The following is a 19,112-nucleotide window of genomic DNA, read 5'->3' on the forward strand; positions in this document are numbered from 1 at the left end:
CTGCCCGAGCCGCTTCCGGCAGCCGGCCTGGCGCTCGCGAAACGCGGAACGCCCACCCGGCGAACCGGGCGGGCGTTCAGCGCGCGCTAGTCGGACGAGAGCTCTAGTCGAACCAGAGACCGAGCTCGCGCTGGGCCGACTCGACAGAGTCGCTGCCGTGCACGAGGTTCTGCTGGACCTTCAGGCCCCAGTCGCGGCCGAGGTCGCCGCGGATGGTGCCGGGTGCCGCGCTGGTGGGGTTGGTCGTTCCGGCGAGCGAGCGGAAGCCCTCGATCACGCCGTTGCCCGCGACGCGGATCGCGACGATGGGGCCGCTCTCCATGAACTCGACGAGGGGCTCGTAGAACGGCTTGCCCTCGTGCTCCGCATAGTGCGCGCCGAGCAGCTCGCGGCTGGCCTCGACGAGCTTGATGTCGACGAGCTGGTAGCCCTTCGCCTCGATGCGGCGCAGGATCTCGCCGGTCAGGTTGCGGGCGACGCCGTCGGGCTTGACGAGTACGAGTGTTTCTTCAACGCTCACGAGTTATCTCCTGGGTGTGATTGTTCGGCTGCGAATGCAGCCTTCTGGCGGTCGATTTGGCGCCCCTTGACGAAGCAGTAGATGAAGATCGCAAGGAAACAGCCGGATATGAAGTACATGAGGGGAATGAGGATGCCCGTGGCGAGAAGCACCACCTGCAGCGCCCAGGCGATCCAGATGCCCCACGGGTGGCGCAACAGCCGCCCGGCGATGAGCAGTACCACGATGAGCGCCGCCCCTCCCCCGAACGCGACCGCGGGGTCGAGGGCCTTGAGACCGTAGACCACGAGCGTCACGAAGAAGACGAGGATCGCCTCGAGCGCGAGCACGATCGACAGGAGCATCTCGGTCACCGAGCGCTCGCGGCGCTGCCGCGGGGGGCGCGGCGCGGGGGCTGTCGTCACCGCTTCCACCGTCCGGCGGTCGCGAGCGCGATGGCGTCGCCGACGAGCGTGATCGATCCGGTCACCAGCACGGCGCGCTTCTCGCCCTCCTGCGCCCACTCGCGCGCGGCCTCGAGCGCGGTCTCCGCCGACTCGTCGGTGTAGACCTCCTCGGTGTACTCGCGCACGATGTAGGCGAGGTCGTCCGCCGCGACCGCGCGGTCGGACTCGGACTGGGTGACATAGAAACGGGTGGCGACGGGTGCGAGGGCGGCGACGATGCCGTCGGCGTCCTTGTCCTGCAGGACACCGATGACCACGGCGACCTCGTCGAAGGTGAAGTAGCTGCCGATCGCCGCCGCGAGGGCGGCCGCTCCGTGCGGGTTGTGCGCGGCGTCGACGAGCACGGTCGGCTCGGTGCCGACTATCTGCAGGCGTCCGGGCGAGGTCGCGGTGGCCAGCCCCTCCGCGAGCACGTCGCCCACGAGCGGCTGGCTGCCGCCGCCGAGGAACGACTCCACGGCCGCGATCGCGAGAGTGGCGTTCTGCGCCTGGTGGTCGCCGAACATCGGGAGGAACAGGTCGGGGTAGGTGGCGGCGAGTCCCTTGACGGAGATGACCTGCCCGCCGACCGCGACGGTCGTCGACTCGAGGGCGAAGTCGGCGCCCTGAACCACAAGGGTGGACTCGGTGAGCTCGGACGCTCTCTGCAGCTCGCCCAGGGCATCCGCCGTCTGAATCGCCGACACGACGTTGGCGACCGGCTTCACGATGCCCGACTTCGTCTTCGCGATTTCGGCGACGGTGTTGCCGAGGCGCTGCGTGTGGTCGAGCGCGATGGGCGTGAACACGGCGACCTGGCCGTCGGCGACGTTGGTGGAGTCCCACTCGCCGCCCATACCGACCTCGATGACCGCGACGTCGACGGGCGCGTCGGCGAAGCTCGCGAAAGCGAGAACGGTGAGCGCCTCGAAGAAGGTGAGCTCGGGGTCGCCCGCGGCGGTGAGCTCGGCGTCGATCAGCAGCAGGTAGGGGCGGATGTCGGCCCAGTTCTCGACCAGCGCGCGGTTCGAGATCGGCTGTCCGTCGATGACGATGCGCTCGTTCACGCGGGTGAGGTGCGGGCTGGTGAGCAATCCGGTCTTGAGTCCGTACGCGCGCAGGAGGCTCTCGGTGATGCGGCTCGTCGAGGTCTTGCCGTTGGTGCCGGCGATGTGGATCACCGGGTAGGCGCGGTGCGGGTCGCCGAGCAGTTCGACGGCGCGACGGGTCGGCTCGAGGCGCGGCTGAGGGTTGCTCTCGCCGATGCGGGCGAGCAGTTCGGCGTAGACCTCGTCGGCGCCGGTCTGGAACTCGTTGTCGTCGAAGTCGTACTCGGAGTCGTCGTCGAGGTTGGTGCCCTCGTTGCCCGCCTGCAGGAAGTCGGGAAGCCCCGAACCGTCGTCGACGAAGTCGTCTTCGCCGGGTTCGCCGTCGTAGCCCCCGTCGTACCCCTGGTAGTCGTTGTCGCCGGGGTTGTCGTTCTTAGACATCTACCGATGCCGCCTTCCAGAGATCGATGACCAGTACACCAGTGTTCGCGTACTGATCGGGAATAACAACGGTGCGCTGGGAGCCGACCATGGAGTCGGTCGCGGCATCGAGTGCGGGGTCGTCGCTGAGCGTGAGCGCCAGCTGGGTGGCGAGGGTGTCGCCCGCGATCGTCGCCTCGAAGACGGCGAGTGACGCGAGGTCGGCGGGCGATTCGGCGCGGATCGTCATGGAGATGCGATCGCTCACGTTGAGCCCCGCGGCCTTTCGCGTGTCCTGCACGACACGGATGACGTCGCGCGCGAGACCCTCGGCCTCGAGCTCGGGCGTCGTCTCTGTGTCGAGGATGACGAAGCCGCCGTCGGCGAGGAACGCGATCGCGTTCGCCTGGTCGGCGCTGGTCAGCTCGAGCTCGAACTCGGCGGGCAGCAGCTCGACGCCGCCGACGACCACGGTCTCGCCGCTCTGCACCCAGTCGCCCTCGCGGGCGGCCTTGATGACGGACTGCACCTGCTTGCCGATGCGGGGCCCGGCGGCGCGGGAGTTGACGGTGAGCTTCTTCGCGATGCCGAAGCGCTCGAAGCTGTCGGCCTCCAGCGGAGCGAAGTCGACGGCCTTGACGTTGAGCTCCTGCAGCAGGATGTCGCCGAACTCGCCGAGCGCCGCTCCGTCGTCGCTGACCACCGTGAGCTTCGCCAGCGGCAGGCGCACGCGCAGGCTCTTCGCCTTGCGCAGCGAGAGGCCTGACGAGGCGATGGCGCGGACGCGGTCCATGACGGTGACGAGCTCGTCGTCCTTCGGGAACGCGGATGCCTCGGGCCAGTCCTCGAGGTGCACGCTGCGTCCCGCGGTCAGACCGCGCCAGATCTCGTCGCCGACGAGCGGGATGAGGGGTGCGGCGACGCGGGTCAGGGTCTCGAGCACCGTGTAGAGGGTGTCGAACGAGTCGCGGTCGGTTCCGGACCAGAAGCGGTCACGGCTGCGACGCACGTACCAGTTGGTGAGCACGTCGCCGAAGTCGCGCAGCTTCGCGGCAGCCATCGGGCTGTCGAGGGCCTCGAGCTCGTCGGTGACGTCTTCGATGAGCTGACGCGTCTTGGCGAGCAGGTAGCGGTCGAGCACGTTTGTCGAGTCGGTGCGCCACTGGGCCTCGTAGCCGTCGGTCGCGGACGCGCCCGCGCTGAGCCCCGTCGATGCGTTGGCGTACAGCGTGAAGAAGTAGTACGTGCTCCACAGCGGGAGGAGGAACTGCCTCGTGCTCTCGCGGATCGCCTCCTCGGTGACGACGAGGTTTCCGCCCCGGATCACCGACGACGACATGAGGAACCAGCGCATCGCGTCGGCCCCGTCGCGGTCGAAGACCTCGGAGACGTCGGGGTAGTTGCGCAGGCTCTTCGACATCTTCTGACCGTCGCTGCCGAGCACGATGCCGTGGCTGATGACGTTCTTGAATGCCGGACGGTCGAACAGCGCCGTCGACAGGGTGTGCAGCGTGTAGAACCAGCCGCGCGTCTGTCCGATGTACTCGACGATGAAGTCTGCGGGGTTGTGCGCCTCGAAGAAATCGCGGTTCTCGAAGGGGTAGTGCACCTGCGCGAACGGCATCGACCCGGAGTCGAACCAGACGTCGAGCACGTCTTCGATGCGGCGCATCGTCGACTGGCCTGTCGGGTCGTCGGGGTTGGGTCGGGTCAGCTCGTCGATGAACGGGCGGTGCAGATCGGCCTCGCCTTTCTCATTGCGCGGCAGCGCGCCGAAATCGGCCTCGATTTCTCCGAGCGAGCCGTAGACGTCGATGCGCGGGTACTCGGGGTTGTCGCTCTTCCACACCGGGATGGGGCTGCCCCAGTAGCGGTTGCGCGAGATCGACCAGTCGCGGGCGTTGCCGATCCACTTGCCGAACTGGCCGTCCTTGACGTTGTCGGGAACCCAGTTGATCTCCTGGTTGAGCTCGCCCATGCGGTCGCGGAACTCGGGAACGCGCACGAACCAGCTCGACACCGCTTTGTAGATGAGCGGGTTGCGGCAGCGCCAGCAGTGCGGATAGCTGTGCTCGTAGCTCGCGACGCGCACGAGGCGCCCCTCGGCGCGCAGCTGCTGCGTGAGCGGCTTGTTGGCGTCGAAGACCTGCAGGCCGGCGACACCCTCGATGTTGGGCAGGAACTTGCCACCGTCGTCGACGGAGATGATGACCGGGATGCCGGCGGCGGCGCAGACGATCTGGTCGTCTTCGCCGTAGGCCGGGGCCTGGTGCACGATTCCGGTTCCCTCACCGGTGGCGACGTAGTCGGCGACCAGGATCTGCCACGCGTTCTCGGTGCCGTACTCGTCGGCGTCTGCGTAGTAGTCCCAGAGGCGGTCGTACTTCACGCCGTCGAGCTCGGCACCGAGAACGGTGCGCGAGACGGCCTCCTTCGCGGCATCCGCACTCTCGTACCCCAGGTCTTTGAAGTAGGCGGCGACGGTGTCGGACGCGAGCATGTACTCGGCCACACCCTCTGCCGCGCCGTCTCCGCCGCCCAGCGGGCCGCTCGGAAGCACGGAGTACTCGACCGCGGGCCCGACGGCGAGCGCGAGGTTGGTGGGCAGGGTCCACGGGGTCGTGGTCCAGGCGAGGGCGCGCACGGCGGTGAGTCCGAGCGCCTCGGCCTTCACGCCGTCGAGCGGGAAGGTGACGGTGACGGTCTGGTCCTGGCGCATCTTGTAGACGTCGTCGTCCATACGCAGCTCGTGGTTCGACAGCGGCGTCTCGTCGTGCCAGCAGTACGGCAGGACCCGGAATCCCTCGTAGGCGAGGTTCTTGTCGTGCAGCTGCTTGAACGCCCAGATGACGCTCTCCATAAAGCTGATGTCGAGGGTCTTGTAGTCGTTCTCGAAGTCGACCCAGCGCGCCTGACGGGTGACGTACTCCTGCCACTCGCCGGTGTACTTGAGCACGGACTCGCGGGCCTTCGCGTTGAACGCGGCGATGCCCATGTCCTCGATCTCGTGCTTCTCGGTGATGCCCAGCTGCCGCATGGCCTCGAGCTCGGCGGGAAGTCCGTGGGTGTCCCAGCCGAATCGGCGGTGCACCTGCTTGCCGCGCATCGTCTGGAAGCGGGGGAACAGGTCTTTGGCGTAGCCGGTGAGCAGGTGGCCGTAGTGCGGGAGGCCGTTGGCGAACGGCGGGCCGTCGTAGAACACCCACTCGTCTGCGCCCTCGCGGTTCTCGACCGATGCCAGGAACGTCTTGTCTGTCGCCCAGTAGGCGAGCATGCCCTCCTCTATCGAGGGGAAGTTCGGGCTCGCGGGAACGCCGACGGCATCGGAACTGCGGGGGTAGGACATCTCACTCCAGATCGGTTAGTCATCTGCTGAGGACGCCACCCGTTCGCACGGATCACGCGGTACCACCCCGCTTGCCGGTCGCCCACTTCGACTGGCTCAGTGACCGATCGACCGCTTATCTTTGGCTGTGACGGGCCAGTCCCGGTCGGTTCTACTGTGGGCCGCGAGGCCCGGTTCTTCCGACGACTCCCCGGTGATTGCCGGATCGATGTCTGTGCGCCCATCCTACCGGCGAATCGAGGCGCCCGCCGAGGCGCGATCGTCAGCCGCCGTCGAACGGTGAGAAGACTCTCATGCCCGCCGCGCCCGCCGCTGCACGACACTGGTGTGATGCGTATCCTCGTCTTCACTCTCACCGCGGCGGTCGTCGTCGCGACCGTGGCGGCGGGGGCGATGAGCGTGGTCGCCGCGGTCGTTCCGGCGGAGGACTCGCTGGAGGTGCGCGGGGTGGCGCCGATCACGATCGTGCCGCCCGCGGCTGCGCCGACCGTCTCAGAGACCGCCGCGACTCCGACACCGCCGACGGATGCGCCCCCGGCTCCCCCCGCCGAGGCACCCGCGGTGCAGCCGGCTCCCGTAACGCCCGCGCCGGCGGCCGCCCCGGTTCCCGCACCGGCACCCGCACCTGCACCCGCACCCGCGCGGGTTCCCGCGCCCGTCGCGGTGGAACCCGAGCCCCCGCACGAGGTCGGAGGGCACCCGGGCTGGACCCACGACGACCACGACGGGGACGACGAATGGCACCACGACGACGGCTGGGACCGCGGCGAGTGGGACTCGGGCGATCACGAGTGGGGCGATCGCGAGTGGGGCGACGACGACCGGGGCGATCACGAGTGGCGTCTCGACGGCGTCGACGACCACCGCTAGCGCATCCGGTACCCCATGCCGCGCACCGTCTCAATGCGGTCGGCGCCGAGCTTCGCGCGCAGGTAGCGCACGTACACGTCGACGACGTTCGAGCCGGGGTCGAAGTCCAGCCCCCACACGCTGCTGAGCAGCTGTTCCCGGCTCAGTACCTCGTCGGCGTGCGTGACGAACTCCTCCGCTAGTGCGAACTCACGCGCAGACAGGTCGACCTCGTAGTCGCCCACGATCGCGCGCCGGGTGATCGCGTCGAGGGTGAGGTCGCCGCGACTGAGGGTCGTGGTCACCTGCGAGGTCGCGTCGCGCAGCCTCAGCCGCACGCGGGCGAGCAGCTCGTCGAACCGGAACGGCTTCGGGATGTAGTCGTTGGCGCCGCCCTCGAGGCCGGCGACGGTGTCCTCCACCGTCGTGCGTGCCGTGAGCATGATCACCGGCATCGCGATCCCCTCGGCGCGCAGGGTGTCGAGCACCTCGAACCCGTCGACGACCGGGAGGCCCACGTCGAGCAGCAGCAGGTCATAGTCGCCCGTGCGGGCCGCGGCGAGCGCGCTCGCACCGTCGGCGACGACCGCGGTGGTGAAGCCTGCCGCGCGCAGGCCCTTGTCGACGAACAGCGCGATGCGTTGCTCGTCTTCGGCGATGAGGATGCCGCTCATGGGGTTTCCGCCTTTTCGGGTTGCGGGAGAGGGTCGATCGGGACGACGATGCCGAACCGCGAACCGGCGCTCGACGAGGTGAGGGTCACCCGTCCGCCGTGGGCCTTCGCGATCTCGCGCACGATGGGGAGGCCGAGCCCCGAACCGCGGATGCCCCGCCCGGTGTCGGCTCGGCCGAAGCGTTCGAAGATGCGCTGTTCGGCGCCCCTCGGTATCCCGCTGCCGCGGTCGGCCACCCAGAACTCGACGCTGTCGTCGTCTGCCCGGCTGCCGAGTTCGATCCGCGACCCGGGCGGCGAGTATTTCGCGGCGTTGTCGACCAGCTGCAGCCAGCCCTGGGTGATGCGGCGCGCATCCAGCGAGGCGCTGAGGTGCGCCGTCGCGCCCAGCACCCACTCGTGGTCGGGTATGCCGCTCGCCTTGGCGAAGACGTCGGCGGTCAGGTCGGACACGTCGACCGGCGCCCTGGCCAGGGTCATCCCCTGGGTCTCCGCGAGCGACTCGATGTCGTCCACCAGCCGGTTCATCCGGTCGAGCTCGTCGATCGCGAGGCCGCGGGTCGCCTCGACGTCGTCGGTGTTCGAGGCGTCGAGCAGCTCGAGGTGGCCGCGCACGATGGTGATCGGGGTCTTGAGCTCGTGCCGCACGTCGTCGAGCAGTCGGCGCTGGCTGGTCATGGCCCTGTCGAGCCGACCGAGCATGTCGTTCACGGTCTCGGTGAGGGCGGAGATGTCGTCGTGGCCGACGACCGGGATTCTCGCCCCGCGGTCGCTCGCGGTGATCTGCGAGGCCGCGATGCTGAGCTGGTGCAGCGGTCGCAGCAGCCGTCCCGCGACGAACCAGCCGACCAGGCCGATCGCGACGAGGGTGCAGGCCGCGACGACCGCGTAGGTGCCGAACGCCGCGCGTAGCTCCCCCAGTGCGGCGTCGAGGTCGACCGCGGCGACGTACACCGCCGGATTCGGATCACCCTCGATGGCGATCGGCGTCGCGATGTAGCGCACCGTGCCGACGTCCAACATGGCGGTACCCATGTGGATGGCGCCGTCCTGGGTCTCGCGCACCACGCGGTCGACGAACTCGGGGTCGTCTTCGAGGTGGAACGCGATCTCGACGCCGGGCACGAGCGTCGCCTCGCCGTCGACGATCCCCAGCGCGCTCTCGTTGCGGCCGGGGATGACCCGGGCGAGCACCGCCTCCAGCGCCTCTGCGGTGGTCGCGAAGTCGGTCGTCGGAGGCGTCTCGGCGCCGGGGTCGGCCGGCACCACCGCGGACTCCCCGGTGACGACGAAACGAGCGGACTCCACATGGGCCAACAAGAGGGCGTCGATCTGGCCGTGGATGCGGTCGCGCTGCACGAGAAACGACGTGATGCCGGCGACCGACATTCCGATGAAGGCCACCAGCAGAATCGACGTGAGAATGCGCGATCGCACCGACCACCGTGGTGCGCGCATTCTACGCGGGCGACTCATGGCACCAGTATGGAGCGTGACAGACTCGAGAAATGGCCCCTTCCATTAGAGATGAGAGCACTCTCACGGTCGTCGTCGCGTTCGCCGCGAACCTGCTGATCGCCGTCGCGAAGAGCATCGCCGCGCTCCTCACCGGCTCGGCATCGATCGCCGCCGAGGTCGCGCACTCCTGGGCCGACACCGGCAACGAGGTATTCCTGTACGTAGCGGAACGCAGGTCGGCCCGCGAGAAGGACGCGACGCATCCACTCGGCTACGGACGCGAGGCCTACGTCTGGTCGATGTACGCGGCATTCGGGCTGTTCGCGGCGGGCGCGGCGGTGTCGATCCTGCACGGGGTGCAGAGCCTCGTCGACCCGGAGCCCGCCACCGACTGGGCAGTCGCGTACGCGGTGCTCGCCGTCGCCTTCGCACTGGAGGCGGTCTCGTTCGTACGCGCCTACCGGCAGGCGCGCACTGCGGCTCGCGAGCGCGGCTCGGGAACGCTGCAGTCCGTGCTGGCGAGCTCGAACCCGACCCTGCGCGCCGTGTTCGCCGAGGACGCAGCCGCCCTCATCGGTCTGGTCATCGCCTTCCTGGGCGTTCTCCTGCACCAGGTCACGGGCTCGCCCGTCTACGACGCGGTCGGATCGATCCTGGTCGGGGTGCTGCTCGGCGTGGTCGCCGTCGTGCTGATCAACCGCAACCGGCGGTTCCTGGTCGGGCAGGAGACGGATCCGGCCGTCTCGCGCAGCATGGTCGAGTTCCTGGCCGCCCGCCCCGAGATCGAGCGGGTCACCTACCTGCACCTCGAGTTCGTCGGGGCGAGCCGCGTGTTCCTCGTGGCGGCGGTCGACCTGGTCGGCAACGCGACCGAGTCGAGTGTCGCGGTCGCCCTGCGCGCGGTCGAGGCCGAGCTCGAGCGCAATCCGCACATCGAGAAGGCGGTGCTGACGCTCGCGGTGGCCGAGGACGCGTCGTTGTGACGGGCGACGGATGCCACGGACCCGCGAGCTGTCACCAAGGAGGCCGTTACCCGCCGAATCGGCCCCGTTCGCGACAAGTCGCGCGCGCCGTCAGGGTCACGCGCCGACCGACGCCGCGCGCTCGCGGAAGCCGTTGATCAGGGCGGCGGCAGACTCGGCGTCGTCCACCGTGACCACGATCGTGCGTCCCCGCGCGCGACTGACCTCGAGGGCCTCGCCGGAGCGCACCACCACGCCGATGCGACCCTTCGAGCCCCAGCGCACACCCCAGCCGCCGAAGTCGCCGAGCGGCGACACCTGAGTCACTCGGGCCGACTCGATCTGGCCGATGGGCACCGTGAACCGCGGCAAGCCGAGCAGCGAGCGCACGGTGAAGCCGGCCGAGCTCACCCGCACCCGCCAGAACGAGGTGCCGACGGCCGCCATCACCAGCAGCGCGGCGATGAGGAGGGTGCTCCAGTAGGGCTCCCCGCTAGCGGCCAGAGCGACGGTGACGACACCGAGCAGCAGGAGGATGCCGCCGAACAGCGCCGCGAACAGCCACGACTGCGGTGCAGTGCTGCGCGACCAGACCGCGCGTTCCCGCGTCGCGAGCCCGAGCGCGGGCGTCGCCGCCTCGTCGTGGTCGACGAAGGGGGCGCGGGGCGCGAGGAGCGCCGCGGGCACCGCGAGCACCAGGCCTCCCACGGCGCCGGCGAGCAGCCACAGCCCGACGCCGGCTCCGTCGCCCACGTCGCGTGCGTCGGCGAGACCGAGCTGCATGTACACCGAGCCCACGACGCTCACGGTGATGAGCGTCGACAGCCAGACGCTCGTTCCGAGCACCGTGCGCGTGTACGCTCCCGCACTTTGGAACAGGGTGGCGAGTGTCACGATCGCGCCGAATCCCGCGGCGATGCCGCCGATCATCAGAGCGAGCCCGGGCAGGCTGCCGAATCCGTCGGGCTCTCCCGAGCCGTTCCAGTGGATCGCGAGGGGCTCTGGCAGGTCTGCCGACCACGACAGCATGACGACGATGCCGACGGCCGCGATGACGACCGGGACTACGGCGGCGATCACGACGATGCGCAGCCGCTCGGCGGGGGTGTAGTCGTTCATCAGTAGGCCTCTCTGATCATTGCGGCGAGCGCCGCCGGTGAAAGCTCGAGTCGCTTCGCCTCGGCGACGAGGGCGGGAAGCATGGCTGCCAGCTCGGCGTACTCCCGTGCGCGGTCGGTGACGACGGCGCCCCTCCCCCTCCGCAGGTCGATGAGCCCCTCGTCGCGCAGCACCTGGTAGGCGTGCAGCACGGTGTGCACGTTGAGTTCGAGCGACCCGGCCAGCTCACGCGCCGAGGGCAGACGCTCACCGGCCGCGAGCCCGCCGCGCACCACCTCCGACCGCACGGAGGCGGCGAGCTGATCGAACAGCGGGATGGGCGACGCGGGGTCGACACGAATGAGCATGGCTCCATACTAATGTTCTAGTTGCACTAGAACAAGTGCGGCACCCGTATAGATCAGCGCGTCTGGTAGCGCACTAGCCCGCGAAACGGTCGGTCGCCTCGATGAGCGCCGACAGGATGCCGGGCTCGTCGAACGAGTGGCCAGCGTCGGGGATCAGATAGAACTCCGCATCGGGCAGCGCCTTGTGCAACTCCCACGCCGTGACCGGGGGCGTGCAGATGTCGTAGCGACCCTGCACGATCACCGTCGGGATGCCGCGCAGCAGGTGGGCGTTCGCGAGCAGTTGGCCGTCGTCCATCCATCCCTTGTTGACGAAGTAGCTGTTCTCGATGCGCGCGAACGCCAGGGCGAATCTCGGGTCGGTGAACGTGTCGACGAGCTCGGGATGCGGCAACAGCGTGATCGCGCTCGACTCCCAGCGCGACCAGGCGACGGCGGCGGGCAGGTGCACGGCCGGGTCGGGGTCGTTGAGCAGGCGGTGGTACGCCTTGATGAAGCTCCCGCGGTCGTCGACGGCGACCTGCTCGACGTACTGCTCCCACACGTCGGGGAAGATCTGTCCGGCCGGCCCCTCGTAGAACCAGTCCAGCTCGCTCTGCCGCAGAGTGAAGATGCCGCGCAGCACCAGCTCCGTCACGCGCTGCGGGTGCTTCTGGGCGTAGGCGAGCGCGAGGGTGCTGCCCCACGATCCGCCGAAGACCTGCCAGCGGTCGATGCCGAGCGCCTCGCGCAGCCGCTCGAGGTCGGCGACGAGGTGCCAGGTGGTATTGACCGACAGGTCATAGTCTGCGCTCGACGCGTGCGGCAGGCTCTTGCCCGATCCGCGCTGGTCGAAGAGCACGATGCGGTATTTGGCCGGGTCGAAGGCGCGGCGGTGCCGGGGCCCGGTCTCGCCACCCGGACCGCCGTGCAGGAACACGACGGGCTTGCCCTGCGGGTTGCCGGACGTCTCCCAGTAGACGCTCTGCCCGTCTCCGACGTCGAGCATGCCGGTGTCGTACGGTTCGATCTCGGGGTAGTAGGTGCGCATCGATCCAGAATACTGAGCGGCTAGAAGGTGTTGCCCCGGGCGACGCTCTCGAACGCGGCCCGGATGCCAGGGAAGATCACATCGACGCTCTCGGCGACGTACCCCTCGAGCGGCGACCGCCCGATGCCGTCCCGCGCCCAGGTGATCCAGGCAGCGGCGACCGCTCCGGCGAGGGCGTTCGCCGCGGTGCGCACGAGGAGGTCGTCGCGGTGGCGTGCGCCGCGGGCCGAGAGGAAATCGGCGAACACGCTCGCCTGCGTCGCGATGCGCACGAGACCGGATTGCACGATCTCGTCTGCGGCGCCCATCACCTCCGTCTGGGTGAGCGCGAGCGGCACGCGCCGTTCGTCGAAGCCGGCGGCCAGTTCGAGGATGACGTCGCGTATCGATTCGAGAGAGCCGGTGGCGGATGCCGCGGCGCACGCGGCCCGCAGGGAGTCGTTCGCCCGGTCGACCTCGAACCAGAGCAGATCGCTCTTAGCGCCGAAGTAGTTGAAGAACGTGGCGCGGCTCACTCCGGCCCGGGTGGTGATCTGGTCGATGGTCGTGCCGACGTAGGTGTTCTCGATGAACAGCTCCGCCGCGGCATCCTCTATCAGCTGCCTCGACGAGACCTTCGGGCGCCCCACTCCGGCCGTCTGGCCTGCACTGGTCTGCACGATGCTCCCCGCCGTGATTAGATACTGTACTGAGTCCAAAAACTAGGCTACTCACCTCGAATAGAACGAGAAAGACCGCCGTGAACCGCACTTTACCCTCCCTCGTTGCCGCCGCGTCTGTGATTCTGCTCATTGCCGGTTGTTCGACCCCCGCCGCCGAGAACAGCGGACCCGTCTCGGGCGGCACCCTCGTCTACGCGTCGGGTGACGGCGAGCCCACCTGCCTCGACCCCCACGTCGGCGGAAACTACCCGCAGGCCCTGGTCGCGACGCAGTACCTCGAGTCGCTCGTGTCGAAGAACTCCGACGGCGAGATCATCCCCTGGCTCGCGAGCTCGTGGACCGAGTCCGACGACCAGCTCTCCTGGGAGTTCACCCTGCGTGAAGGCGTGACCTTCACCGACGGCACCCCGTTCACCGCCGAGGCGGTAGCGGCGAACGTGGCCCACCTGCAGAACCCCGAGACGGGGTCGTCGACCGGCTACCTGGCGCTGCAGAAGGTCACCGGCGTCGAGGTCGTCGACGACCTGACCGCGCGCGTCACCCTGAGCGAGCCCGACAGCGCCCTGCTCGACTCCTTCTCGCAGACCTGGCTCGCGATCGAGTCGCCCACCGCGCTGGCGCGCACCGCCGAGGAGAACTGCGAGAGCCCGGTCGGCACGGGCCCGTTCTTCGTCGCGAAGTGGGACCGCCAGCAGTCGATCACCCTCGAGCGCAACGAGGAGTACACCTCTCCCCCGGCCGACGCCGGTCACGATGGCGTCGCCTACCTCGACGCCATCGAGTGGCGCTTCCTGCCCGACTCTGCCTCGCGCTACGCAGCGCTGCAGGCCGGGACGGTCGATCTGATCGACAACGTGCAGCCCGACACGATCGTCGCCGCCGAACAGGTCGACGAGATCGAGGAGCTCAACGCGCCGCGCCCCGGCGCGTCGAACCGCATCGAGCTCAACTCGAGCAAGCCCCCGTTCGACGACATCAGGGTGCGTGAGGCCTTCGTGCGTTCGGCGAACGTCGACGACGCGATCACCAGCCTGTTCTTCGACACCGCCGAGCGGTCGTACTCCCCGCTGTCGAGCGTGGAGAAGGAGGCGTTCTCGAAGCCGGAGCTGTTCGGCTACGACCAGGACGCCGCGGCGACGCTGCTCGACGAGGCCGGCTGGACCGAGACGGATGCCGACGGCTACCGCGTGAAAGACGGCGTGCGTCTCGAACTCTCCTTCCCGGTGAGCACGAACCAGTCGATCCCCGCTGAGCAGTCGCTCTTCGAGCAGCTGCAGGCGACCTCTAAGGAGGCCGGCTTCAAGGTGAACCTCGAGCCGCTCGACCTCTCGAGCTGGTACGGGGCACTCGGCGAGAACGACTACGACCTGGTCAGCGCGCCGTACACGAAGGTGGGGCCCGACGTGCTGCGCATCCTGTTCGACTCGTCGGGAACCGTCCCGGCGCCCAGCGGATACTTCGCCAACCACTCGCAGGTGAAGGACCCGGCGCTCGACGAGCTGCTGCGCACCGCGGCACAGTCCTCCGACGCCGACGAGCGGGCCGACCTCTACACCGAGGCGCAGGAGATGGTGCTCGACGGCTACTACGTGCTGCCGCTGTACGACCAGCAGAACCACTTCCTGCTGCGCTCCGACGTGGAGGGCGTGCGGGCGATGCCGACTGTGTCGACCCCGACGCTATACGACGCATGGCTGGATCGCTGAGCGTCGACCTCGTCGCGGGCGGCTCGCGCCCGGAACCACGTCCTGGCCCGCGCCCTGACGGGGCCGGTACCGACGGGACAGACACCGACGGGGCCGACACCCGTCCGGCACGGCGCGGTCGGCTGATCCGCTGGGCGGCGCTCCGCCTCGGCGGTGTGCTGTTCGTGCTCTGGGCCGTGGCGACGGTGACGTTCTTCGCCCTGCGGCTCATCCCCGGCGACCCCGCAGAGGCGATCCTGGGCGGCCCCGGCTCTCAGGCCAGCGCCGAGGCGCTCGCCGAGGCACGGGCCGAGTACGGGCTCGACCAGCCGCTCTTCACCCAGTACGTCGTGTATCTCGGCCACCTGGCGACCGGCGACCTGGGCACCTCATATGCGCTCCGCGACTCCGTGGCATCCGTCATTCTCGTGAACCTCGGCCCGACGCTGCTGCTCGCCCTCGTCTCGCTCGTGGCGGCGCTCGTGCTCGCCCTCGGCCTGGCGGTGTGGTCGACGCGGGGCGGCCGGGTCGCCGCGGCCGTGGGGTCGCTGCTCGAGATAGTGGCGGCAGCGGTGCCGCACTTCTGGCTCGCGATCTCGCTCATCCTGCTGTTCTCGACCACGCTCGGCTGGCTGCCGCCGGTGAGCGTGCCCGGCCCTCTGGGCCTCGTGCTGCCGGTGCTCACCCTCGCGGTCCCGCTCGCCGGCTTTCTCGGCCAGGTCATGCGCGAGGCGCTGCTCGACGCGATGGAGTCGCCGTTCGTGCTGTCGGCGCGAGCCCGCGGCGAGGGAGACGGCGGGGTGTTCTGGCGTCATGCACTGCGGCACGCGGCGATCCCCGCGATCGGACTCGTCGGCTGGGCGTTCGGCTCGCTCATCAGCGGCGCGGTCGTGGTCGAGACCATCTTCGCCCGACAGGGCCTCGGCCGCAGCCTGTTCTCCGCGGTGCAGGGCCGCGACGTGCCGCTCGTGATCGGCGTGGTGCTCGTCGTCGCCCTCGCCTACATGCTGGTCACCACGCTCACCGATCTCGCCGACCGCGTCGTCGACCCGCGACTGAACCGGGCGTCGCGATGAAGCGGCTCGAAAAGCGGCCGGGCGCTGTGCGACCACGCGGTACGCGCCCGCGCGTCATGGAGACCGCCGCCCTCGTCGTCATCGCGTTCCTCGCCCTCGCCGCCCTCGCACCATCCGTGCTCGCCCCGGGCGACCCGCTCGCCATCGCTCCGCTCGACAGCTTCCAGCCGCCGTCGCTCGCGCACGTCTTCGGCACCGACGAGTCGGGGCGCGACATCTACACCCGGGTCATCCACGGCACCGGCGCCTCCCTCCTCATCGGAATCGCCGCCACCGCGATCGGCCTCGGCCTCGCCCTCGTCTTCGGCCTGCTCGCCGGCTTCGGCCCGCGCTGGCTCGACTTCGGCACCACGCGTTTTCTCGAAGTGCTCTTCGCCTTCCCCGGCCTGCTCTTCGCGCTGCTGTTCATCGTGGTCTACGGTCCGGGCGTCGTCACCTCCACGATCGCCGTCGGCCTCTCCACGGCGCCCGGCTACGCGCGGATCATCCGCAGCCGGGTGATCCAGGTGCGCACCTCCCCGTACCTCGAGGCCGCCCTCGTACTCGGCCGCGGACGTCCGAGCCGAATCGTGCGCCACGTGCTGCCGAACGTCGCCGGCTCGCTGTTCGTGCTCGCGACCCTCGGCATCGGCCAGTCGATCGTGTGGGCGTCGTCGCTCAGCTACCTCGGGCTCGGGGCCGTGCCGCCCGCCGCCGAGTGGGGCGCCATGCTCTCCGCCGGACGCACCTACATCGCGTCGTTCTGGTGGATGACGTTCTTCCCCGGACTGTTCATCGTGCTGAGCGCCGCGGCCACCACCCTGCTCGGCCGCGGAATCCAGCAGCGGGGGCGGGAGTCGTGAGCGCCTTGCTCTCAGTGCGCGGACTGCGCGTGCGCTTCGGCGACGCGGAGGTCGTCTCCGACGTCTCGTTCGACGTCGCCGCCGGCGAGTGCATCGGCATCGTCGGCGAGTCAGGCTCGGGCAAGAGCGTCACGGCGCGCGCCCTGCTCGGTCTCGCCGGACGCCAGGCCAGCGTGACCGCCGACGAGCTGCGGTTCGACGAGACGCAGATTCTGGATGCCTCGGCGGCACGCCTGCGCTCGCTCCGAGGCCGCGAGGTCGGCTACGTGTCGCAGGGCGCGCTCGTCGCCCTCGACCCGCTGCGACCCGTCGGGCGTGAGATCTCGGACTCCCTGCGCCTCCACACATCGAGCACACCCGCACAGCGTCGTGCGCGTGTGCTCGAGCTGCTCGCCGACGTCGGCGTGCCCGACCCGGAGCTGCGCGCCGGGCAGCGCCCCGACGAGCTCTCCGGCGGCCTGCGTCAGCGCGCGGTGATCGCATCGGCGATCGCGCTCGGCCCGCGGCTGATCATCGCCGACGAGCCGACGACCGCGCTCGACTCGACCGTGCAGGCCGGCATCCTCGACCTGCTCGAACGGCTGCGATCCGAGGGCGCCGCGCTCGTGCTGATCAGCCACGACCTCGCGGTGGTGTCGCGGCTGGCCTCCCGCGTGCTGGTGATGCACGAGGGCCGCATCGTGGAGAGCGGACCGAGCGCCTCCGTGCTGGCCGAGCCGCAGCATCCGTACACCCGCCGTCTCATCGCGGCCGTCCCCACCGACCGCCCCCGCGGCACCCGGCTGGGCCCGGCGCCCGCCGTCCCTGTCCCCTCCCCGGCGCCCGCCGTCCCGGTCCCCTCCCCGGCCACCCCGGCGCCCGCCACCTCCCTCAACGGAAATTCAGGAGTTACGCCCGTGGCCGGTCGCGATTCCGCGCATCCCCGGCGGGCGGAGGCGCTTACTCCTGAATTTCCGAGCACACCCGTCGTGGTGGCGGCGGGGCTCAGCCGAAGCTTCGGGGCGCGGCTGGCCGTCGACGACGTGAGCTTCACGCTCGAGCGGGGCCGCACGCTCGGCATCGTCGGCGAGAGCGGTTCGGGAAAGACGACGGTGGCGCGCCTGGTGCTCGCGCTCGACCGGCCCGACTCCGGCGACGTGCGCCTGCTCGGCGAGCCGTGGTCGACCGCCACCGAACGCGAACGCCGTCCGCTGCGCCCCCGCGTCGGCGCGATCTACCAGGACGCCCTCAGCTCGTTCGACCCGCGGAAGACGGTCGGCCAGATAGTGGCGGATGCCCTCACCCACGGCCGCTCGCAGCGTGCCGGAGTCGAGGTGGCCGATCTGCTGCGCCGCGTGGGCCTCGACGAACGGGTGATGAACCGACGTCCGGCGAGACTCTCCGGCGGACAGCAGCAGCGGGTCGCGATCGCGCGCGCCATCGCTCCCGCCCCCGATCTGATCGTGTGCGACGAACCGGTGTCGAGCCTCGACGTGTCGGTGCAGGCACAGGTGCTCGACCTGCTCGACGAGCTGCAACGCGACCTGGGTCTCAGCTACCTGTTCATCACCCACGACCTCGGTGTCGTGCGGCACGTGAGCGACGAGGTGCTCGTGATGCGCGCCGGCCGAGTGGTCGAGCGGGGTGCGACCGAGCAGGTCTTCGGCGCGCCGCAGCACGAGTACACGCGGGCGCTGTTCGCCTCGGCTCCGCGCATCGGCGGCGACCTCGACCTCTGGCCAGTGCCGTCGGTCGGGTCCTAGACTCGTCGCGGACGGAAGGACACGATGAGCGACGAGACACCGACCGAGAAGTTCGACCCGAAGAAGGACGGGGCCACCCCGCAGGGTGAGCCGCCCACGACCCCGATCGAGCCGAACGAGCCGTCGCCGGAAACCGCCGCGTCGCCCCCCGAGTCCCCGACGGAATACGCGCCCACCCGCCGAATGCCGGCGCAGGACCTGCCGTCGAACCGCCAAGACCCCGCGCACTGGCCGCCGGTCGACTCGACGCCCACTGTGCGCACCACCCCGCCCGCGACGACCCCGCCCGGCCGCGCGACGACGTACACCGCGACGTCTACCTCGGCGACCAATCCCGACGAGCCGAAGAAGAAGCACACCCTCATGTGGTGGCTGATCGGCATCGGCGCCGCCCTGCTCATCGCCCTCATCGTCCTGCTGATCACCTTGTTCGGCGGGGCGGACGAGCCCGCCGTGGCCCCGACTCCCACCGAGTCGAGCGCCGCACCCGAGCCCGAGCCGACGCCGAGCGAGGAGCCGGAACCCGAGCCGACCCAGACCGTCGCGCCCCCAGTCACGAGCCCCACCTTCGCCACCTTCACCGCACCGGCCAACGCAGCCTGCGAGGAGGGCGAAGACGAGGCGCCGCTCACCTTCTCCTGGTCGAGCAGCGACGCCACTACGGCCTACATCGGCGTGGGAACGCAGAACGCGGCGCTCAACCCGACCTTCAGCGACCTGCCGCCGACCGCGACGTTCGACGAGCTGAGCTACGACTGCAGTGTGCCCAGCGAGGTCTACACGGTCACGCTCGAAGACTCCGAGGGCCGCCTCGCGAGCAACACGGTCACCGTCACGGCGCGGTAGATTAGGGGCTGAACCCCAGCCAGGCACCTCACCAACGACACGGTGCCGTCTATAGAACCGG

At 69.8% G+C, this 19,112-nt stretch carries 17 protein-coding genes; 7 read left to right on the forward strand and 10 right to left on the reverse strand.

Annotated elements, in window-relative coordinates; genetic code table 11:
* Positions 1–103: 103 nt before the first annotated feature.
* From ndk to ileS, 4 genes are read right to left on the reverse strand one after another with little or no spacing between them, the layout of a single operon-like run.
* A complete protein-coding gene (ndk, locus tag ABIE21_RS06195) occupies positions 104–520 on the reverse strand; it encodes a nucleoside-diphosphate kinase (RefSeq protein ID WP_354023899.1) in 417 nt (138 codons plus the stop codon).
* On the reverse strand, positions 517–924 hold the full coding sequence (locus tag ABIE21_RS06200) for a DUF4233 domain-containing protein (protein WP_354023900.1): 408 nt from the start codon (positions 922–924) through the stop codon (positions 517–519). Before ABIE21_RS06200 ends, ndk begins: the two co-directional genes overlap by 4 nt.
* Entirely contained in the window at positions 921–2,435 is a 1,515-nt protein-coding gene (locus ABIE21_RS06205) for a bifunctional folylpolyglutamate synthase/dihydrofolate synthase (RefSeq protein WP_354023901.1), read from the reverse strand. Before ABIE21_RS06205 ends, ABIE21_RS06200 begins: the two co-directional genes overlap by 4 nt.
* The gene (gene ileS, locus ABIE21_RS06210; RefSeq protein ID WP_354023902.1) at positions 2,428–5,760 is read right to left on the reverse strand and encodes an isoleucine--tRNA ligase; all 3,333 of its coding nucleotides are present in this window, start codon (positions 5,758–5,760) and stop codon (positions 2,428–2,430) included. The genes ABIE21_RS06205 and ileS overlap by 8 nt, the downstream gene beginning before the upstream one ends.
* Before the next feature lie 330 nt (positions 5,761–6,090).
* Between ileS and ABIE21_RS06215 the strand changes: the two genes are divergently transcribed.
* Positions 6,091–6,630 (forward strand): hypothetical protein, encoded by a 540-nt coding sequence (locus ABIE21_RS06215; RefSeq protein ID WP_354023903.1) that lies wholly within the window; start codon positions 6,091–6,093, stop codon positions 6,628–6,630.
* Here the strand turns inward: ABIE21_RS06215 and ABIE21_RS06220 are convergent.
* Positions 6,627–7,283 carry a response regulator transcription factor gene (locus ABIE21_RS06220; RefSeq protein ID WP_354023904.1) on the reverse strand — a complete coding sequence of 219 codons (657 nt, stop codon included), beginning with the start codon at positions 7,281–7,283 and terminating at the stop codon, positions 6,627–6,629. The two genes, ABIE21_RS06215 and ABIE21_RS06220, sit on opposite strands and share 4 nt — an antisense overlap.
* A complete protein-coding gene (locus tag ABIE21_RS06225) occupies positions 7,280–8,686 on the reverse strand; it encodes a sensor histidine kinase (protein WP_354023905.1) in 1,407 nt (468 codons plus the stop codon). The genes ABIE21_RS06220 and ABIE21_RS06225 overlap by 4 nt, the downstream gene beginning before the upstream one ends.
* 104 nt (positions 8,687–8,790) lie before the next feature.
* Between ABIE21_RS06225 and ABIE21_RS06230 the strand changes: the two genes are divergently transcribed.
* Complete coding sequence (locus ABIE21_RS06230) at positions 8,791–9,723, forward strand: cation diffusion facilitator family transporter (RefSeq protein WP_354023906.1); 933 nt, start codon at positions 8,791–8,793, stop codon at positions 9,721–9,723.
* Between the two features lie 96 nt (positions 9,724–9,819).
* Here the strand turns inward: ABIE21_RS06230 and ABIE21_RS06235 are convergent, their stop codons facing one another.
* The 4 genes from ABIE21_RS06235 to ABIE21_RS06250 form a co-directional block, all read right to left on the reverse strand.
* A complete protein-coding gene (locus ABIE21_RS06235; RefSeq protein WP_354023907.1) occupies positions 9,820–10,821 on the reverse strand; it encodes a DUF1648 domain-containing protein in 1,002 nt (333 codons plus the stop codon).
* A complete protein-coding gene (locus ABIE21_RS06240) occupies positions 10,821–11,168 on the reverse strand; it encodes a GntR family transcriptional regulator (RefSeq protein ID WP_354023908.1) in 348 nt (115 codons plus the stop codon). Before ABIE21_RS06240 ends, ABIE21_RS06235 begins: the two co-directional genes overlap by 1 nt.
* Positions 11,169–11,241: 73 nt before the next feature.
* Complete coding sequence (gene pip, locus ABIE21_RS06245; protein ID WP_354023909.1) at positions 11,242–12,198, reverse strand: prolyl aminopeptidase; 957 nt, start codon at positions 12,196–12,198, stop codon at positions 11,242–11,244.
* A gap of 20 nt (positions 12,199–12,218) precedes the next feature.
* On the reverse strand, positions 12,219–12,857 hold the full coding sequence (locus tag ABIE21_RS06250) for a TetR/AcrR family transcriptional regulator (RefSeq protein WP_354023910.1): 639 nt from the start codon (positions 12,855–12,857) through the stop codon (positions 12,219–12,221).
* A gap of 80 nt (positions 12,858–12,937) precedes the next feature.
* On the opposite strand from ABIE21_RS06250, the gene ABIE21_RS06255 reads away from it, so the two are divergent.
* From ABIE21_RS06255 to ABIE21_RS06275, 5 genes are read left to right on the forward strand one after another with little or no spacing between them, the layout of a single operon-like run.
* A complete protein-coding gene (locus ABIE21_RS06255; RefSeq protein WP_354023911.1) occupies positions 12,938–14,566 on the forward strand; it encodes an ABC transporter substrate-binding protein in 1,629 nt (542 codons plus the stop codon).
* Complete coding sequence (locus ABIE21_RS06260) at positions 14,551–15,621, forward strand: ABC transporter permease (protein WP_354023912.1); 1,071 nt, start codon at positions 14,551–14,553, stop codon at positions 15,619–15,621. The genes ABIE21_RS06255 and ABIE21_RS06260 overlap by 16 nt, the downstream gene beginning before the upstream one ends.
* Positions 15,622–15,677: 56 nt before the next feature.
* Positions 15,678–16,463 (forward strand): ABC transporter permease, encoded by a 786-nt coding sequence (locus tag ABIE21_RS06265; RefSeq protein ID WP_354023913.1) that lies wholly within the window; start codon positions 15,678–15,680, stop codon positions 16,461–16,463.
* The gene (locus ABIE21_RS06270; protein WP_354023914.1) at positions 16,460–18,205 is read left to right on the forward strand and encodes an ABC transporter ATP-binding protein; all 1,746 of its coding nucleotides are present in this window, start codon (positions 16,460–16,462) and stop codon (positions 18,203–18,205) included. Before ABIE21_RS06265 ends, ABIE21_RS06270 begins: the two co-directional genes overlap by 4 nt.
* Positions 18,206–18,229: 24 nt before the next feature.
* Entirely contained in the window at positions 18,230–19,051 is an 822-nt protein-coding gene (locus ABIE21_RS06275) for a hypothetical protein (RefSeq protein ID WP_354023915.1), read from the forward strand.
* Positions 19,052–19,112 lie beyond the last annotated feature (61 nt).

The organism is Conyzicola nivalis (assembly GCF_040548875.1).
Lineage (GTDB): Bacteria > Actinomycetota > Actinomycetes > Actinomycetales > Microbacteriaceae > Conyzicola > Conyzicola nivalis_A.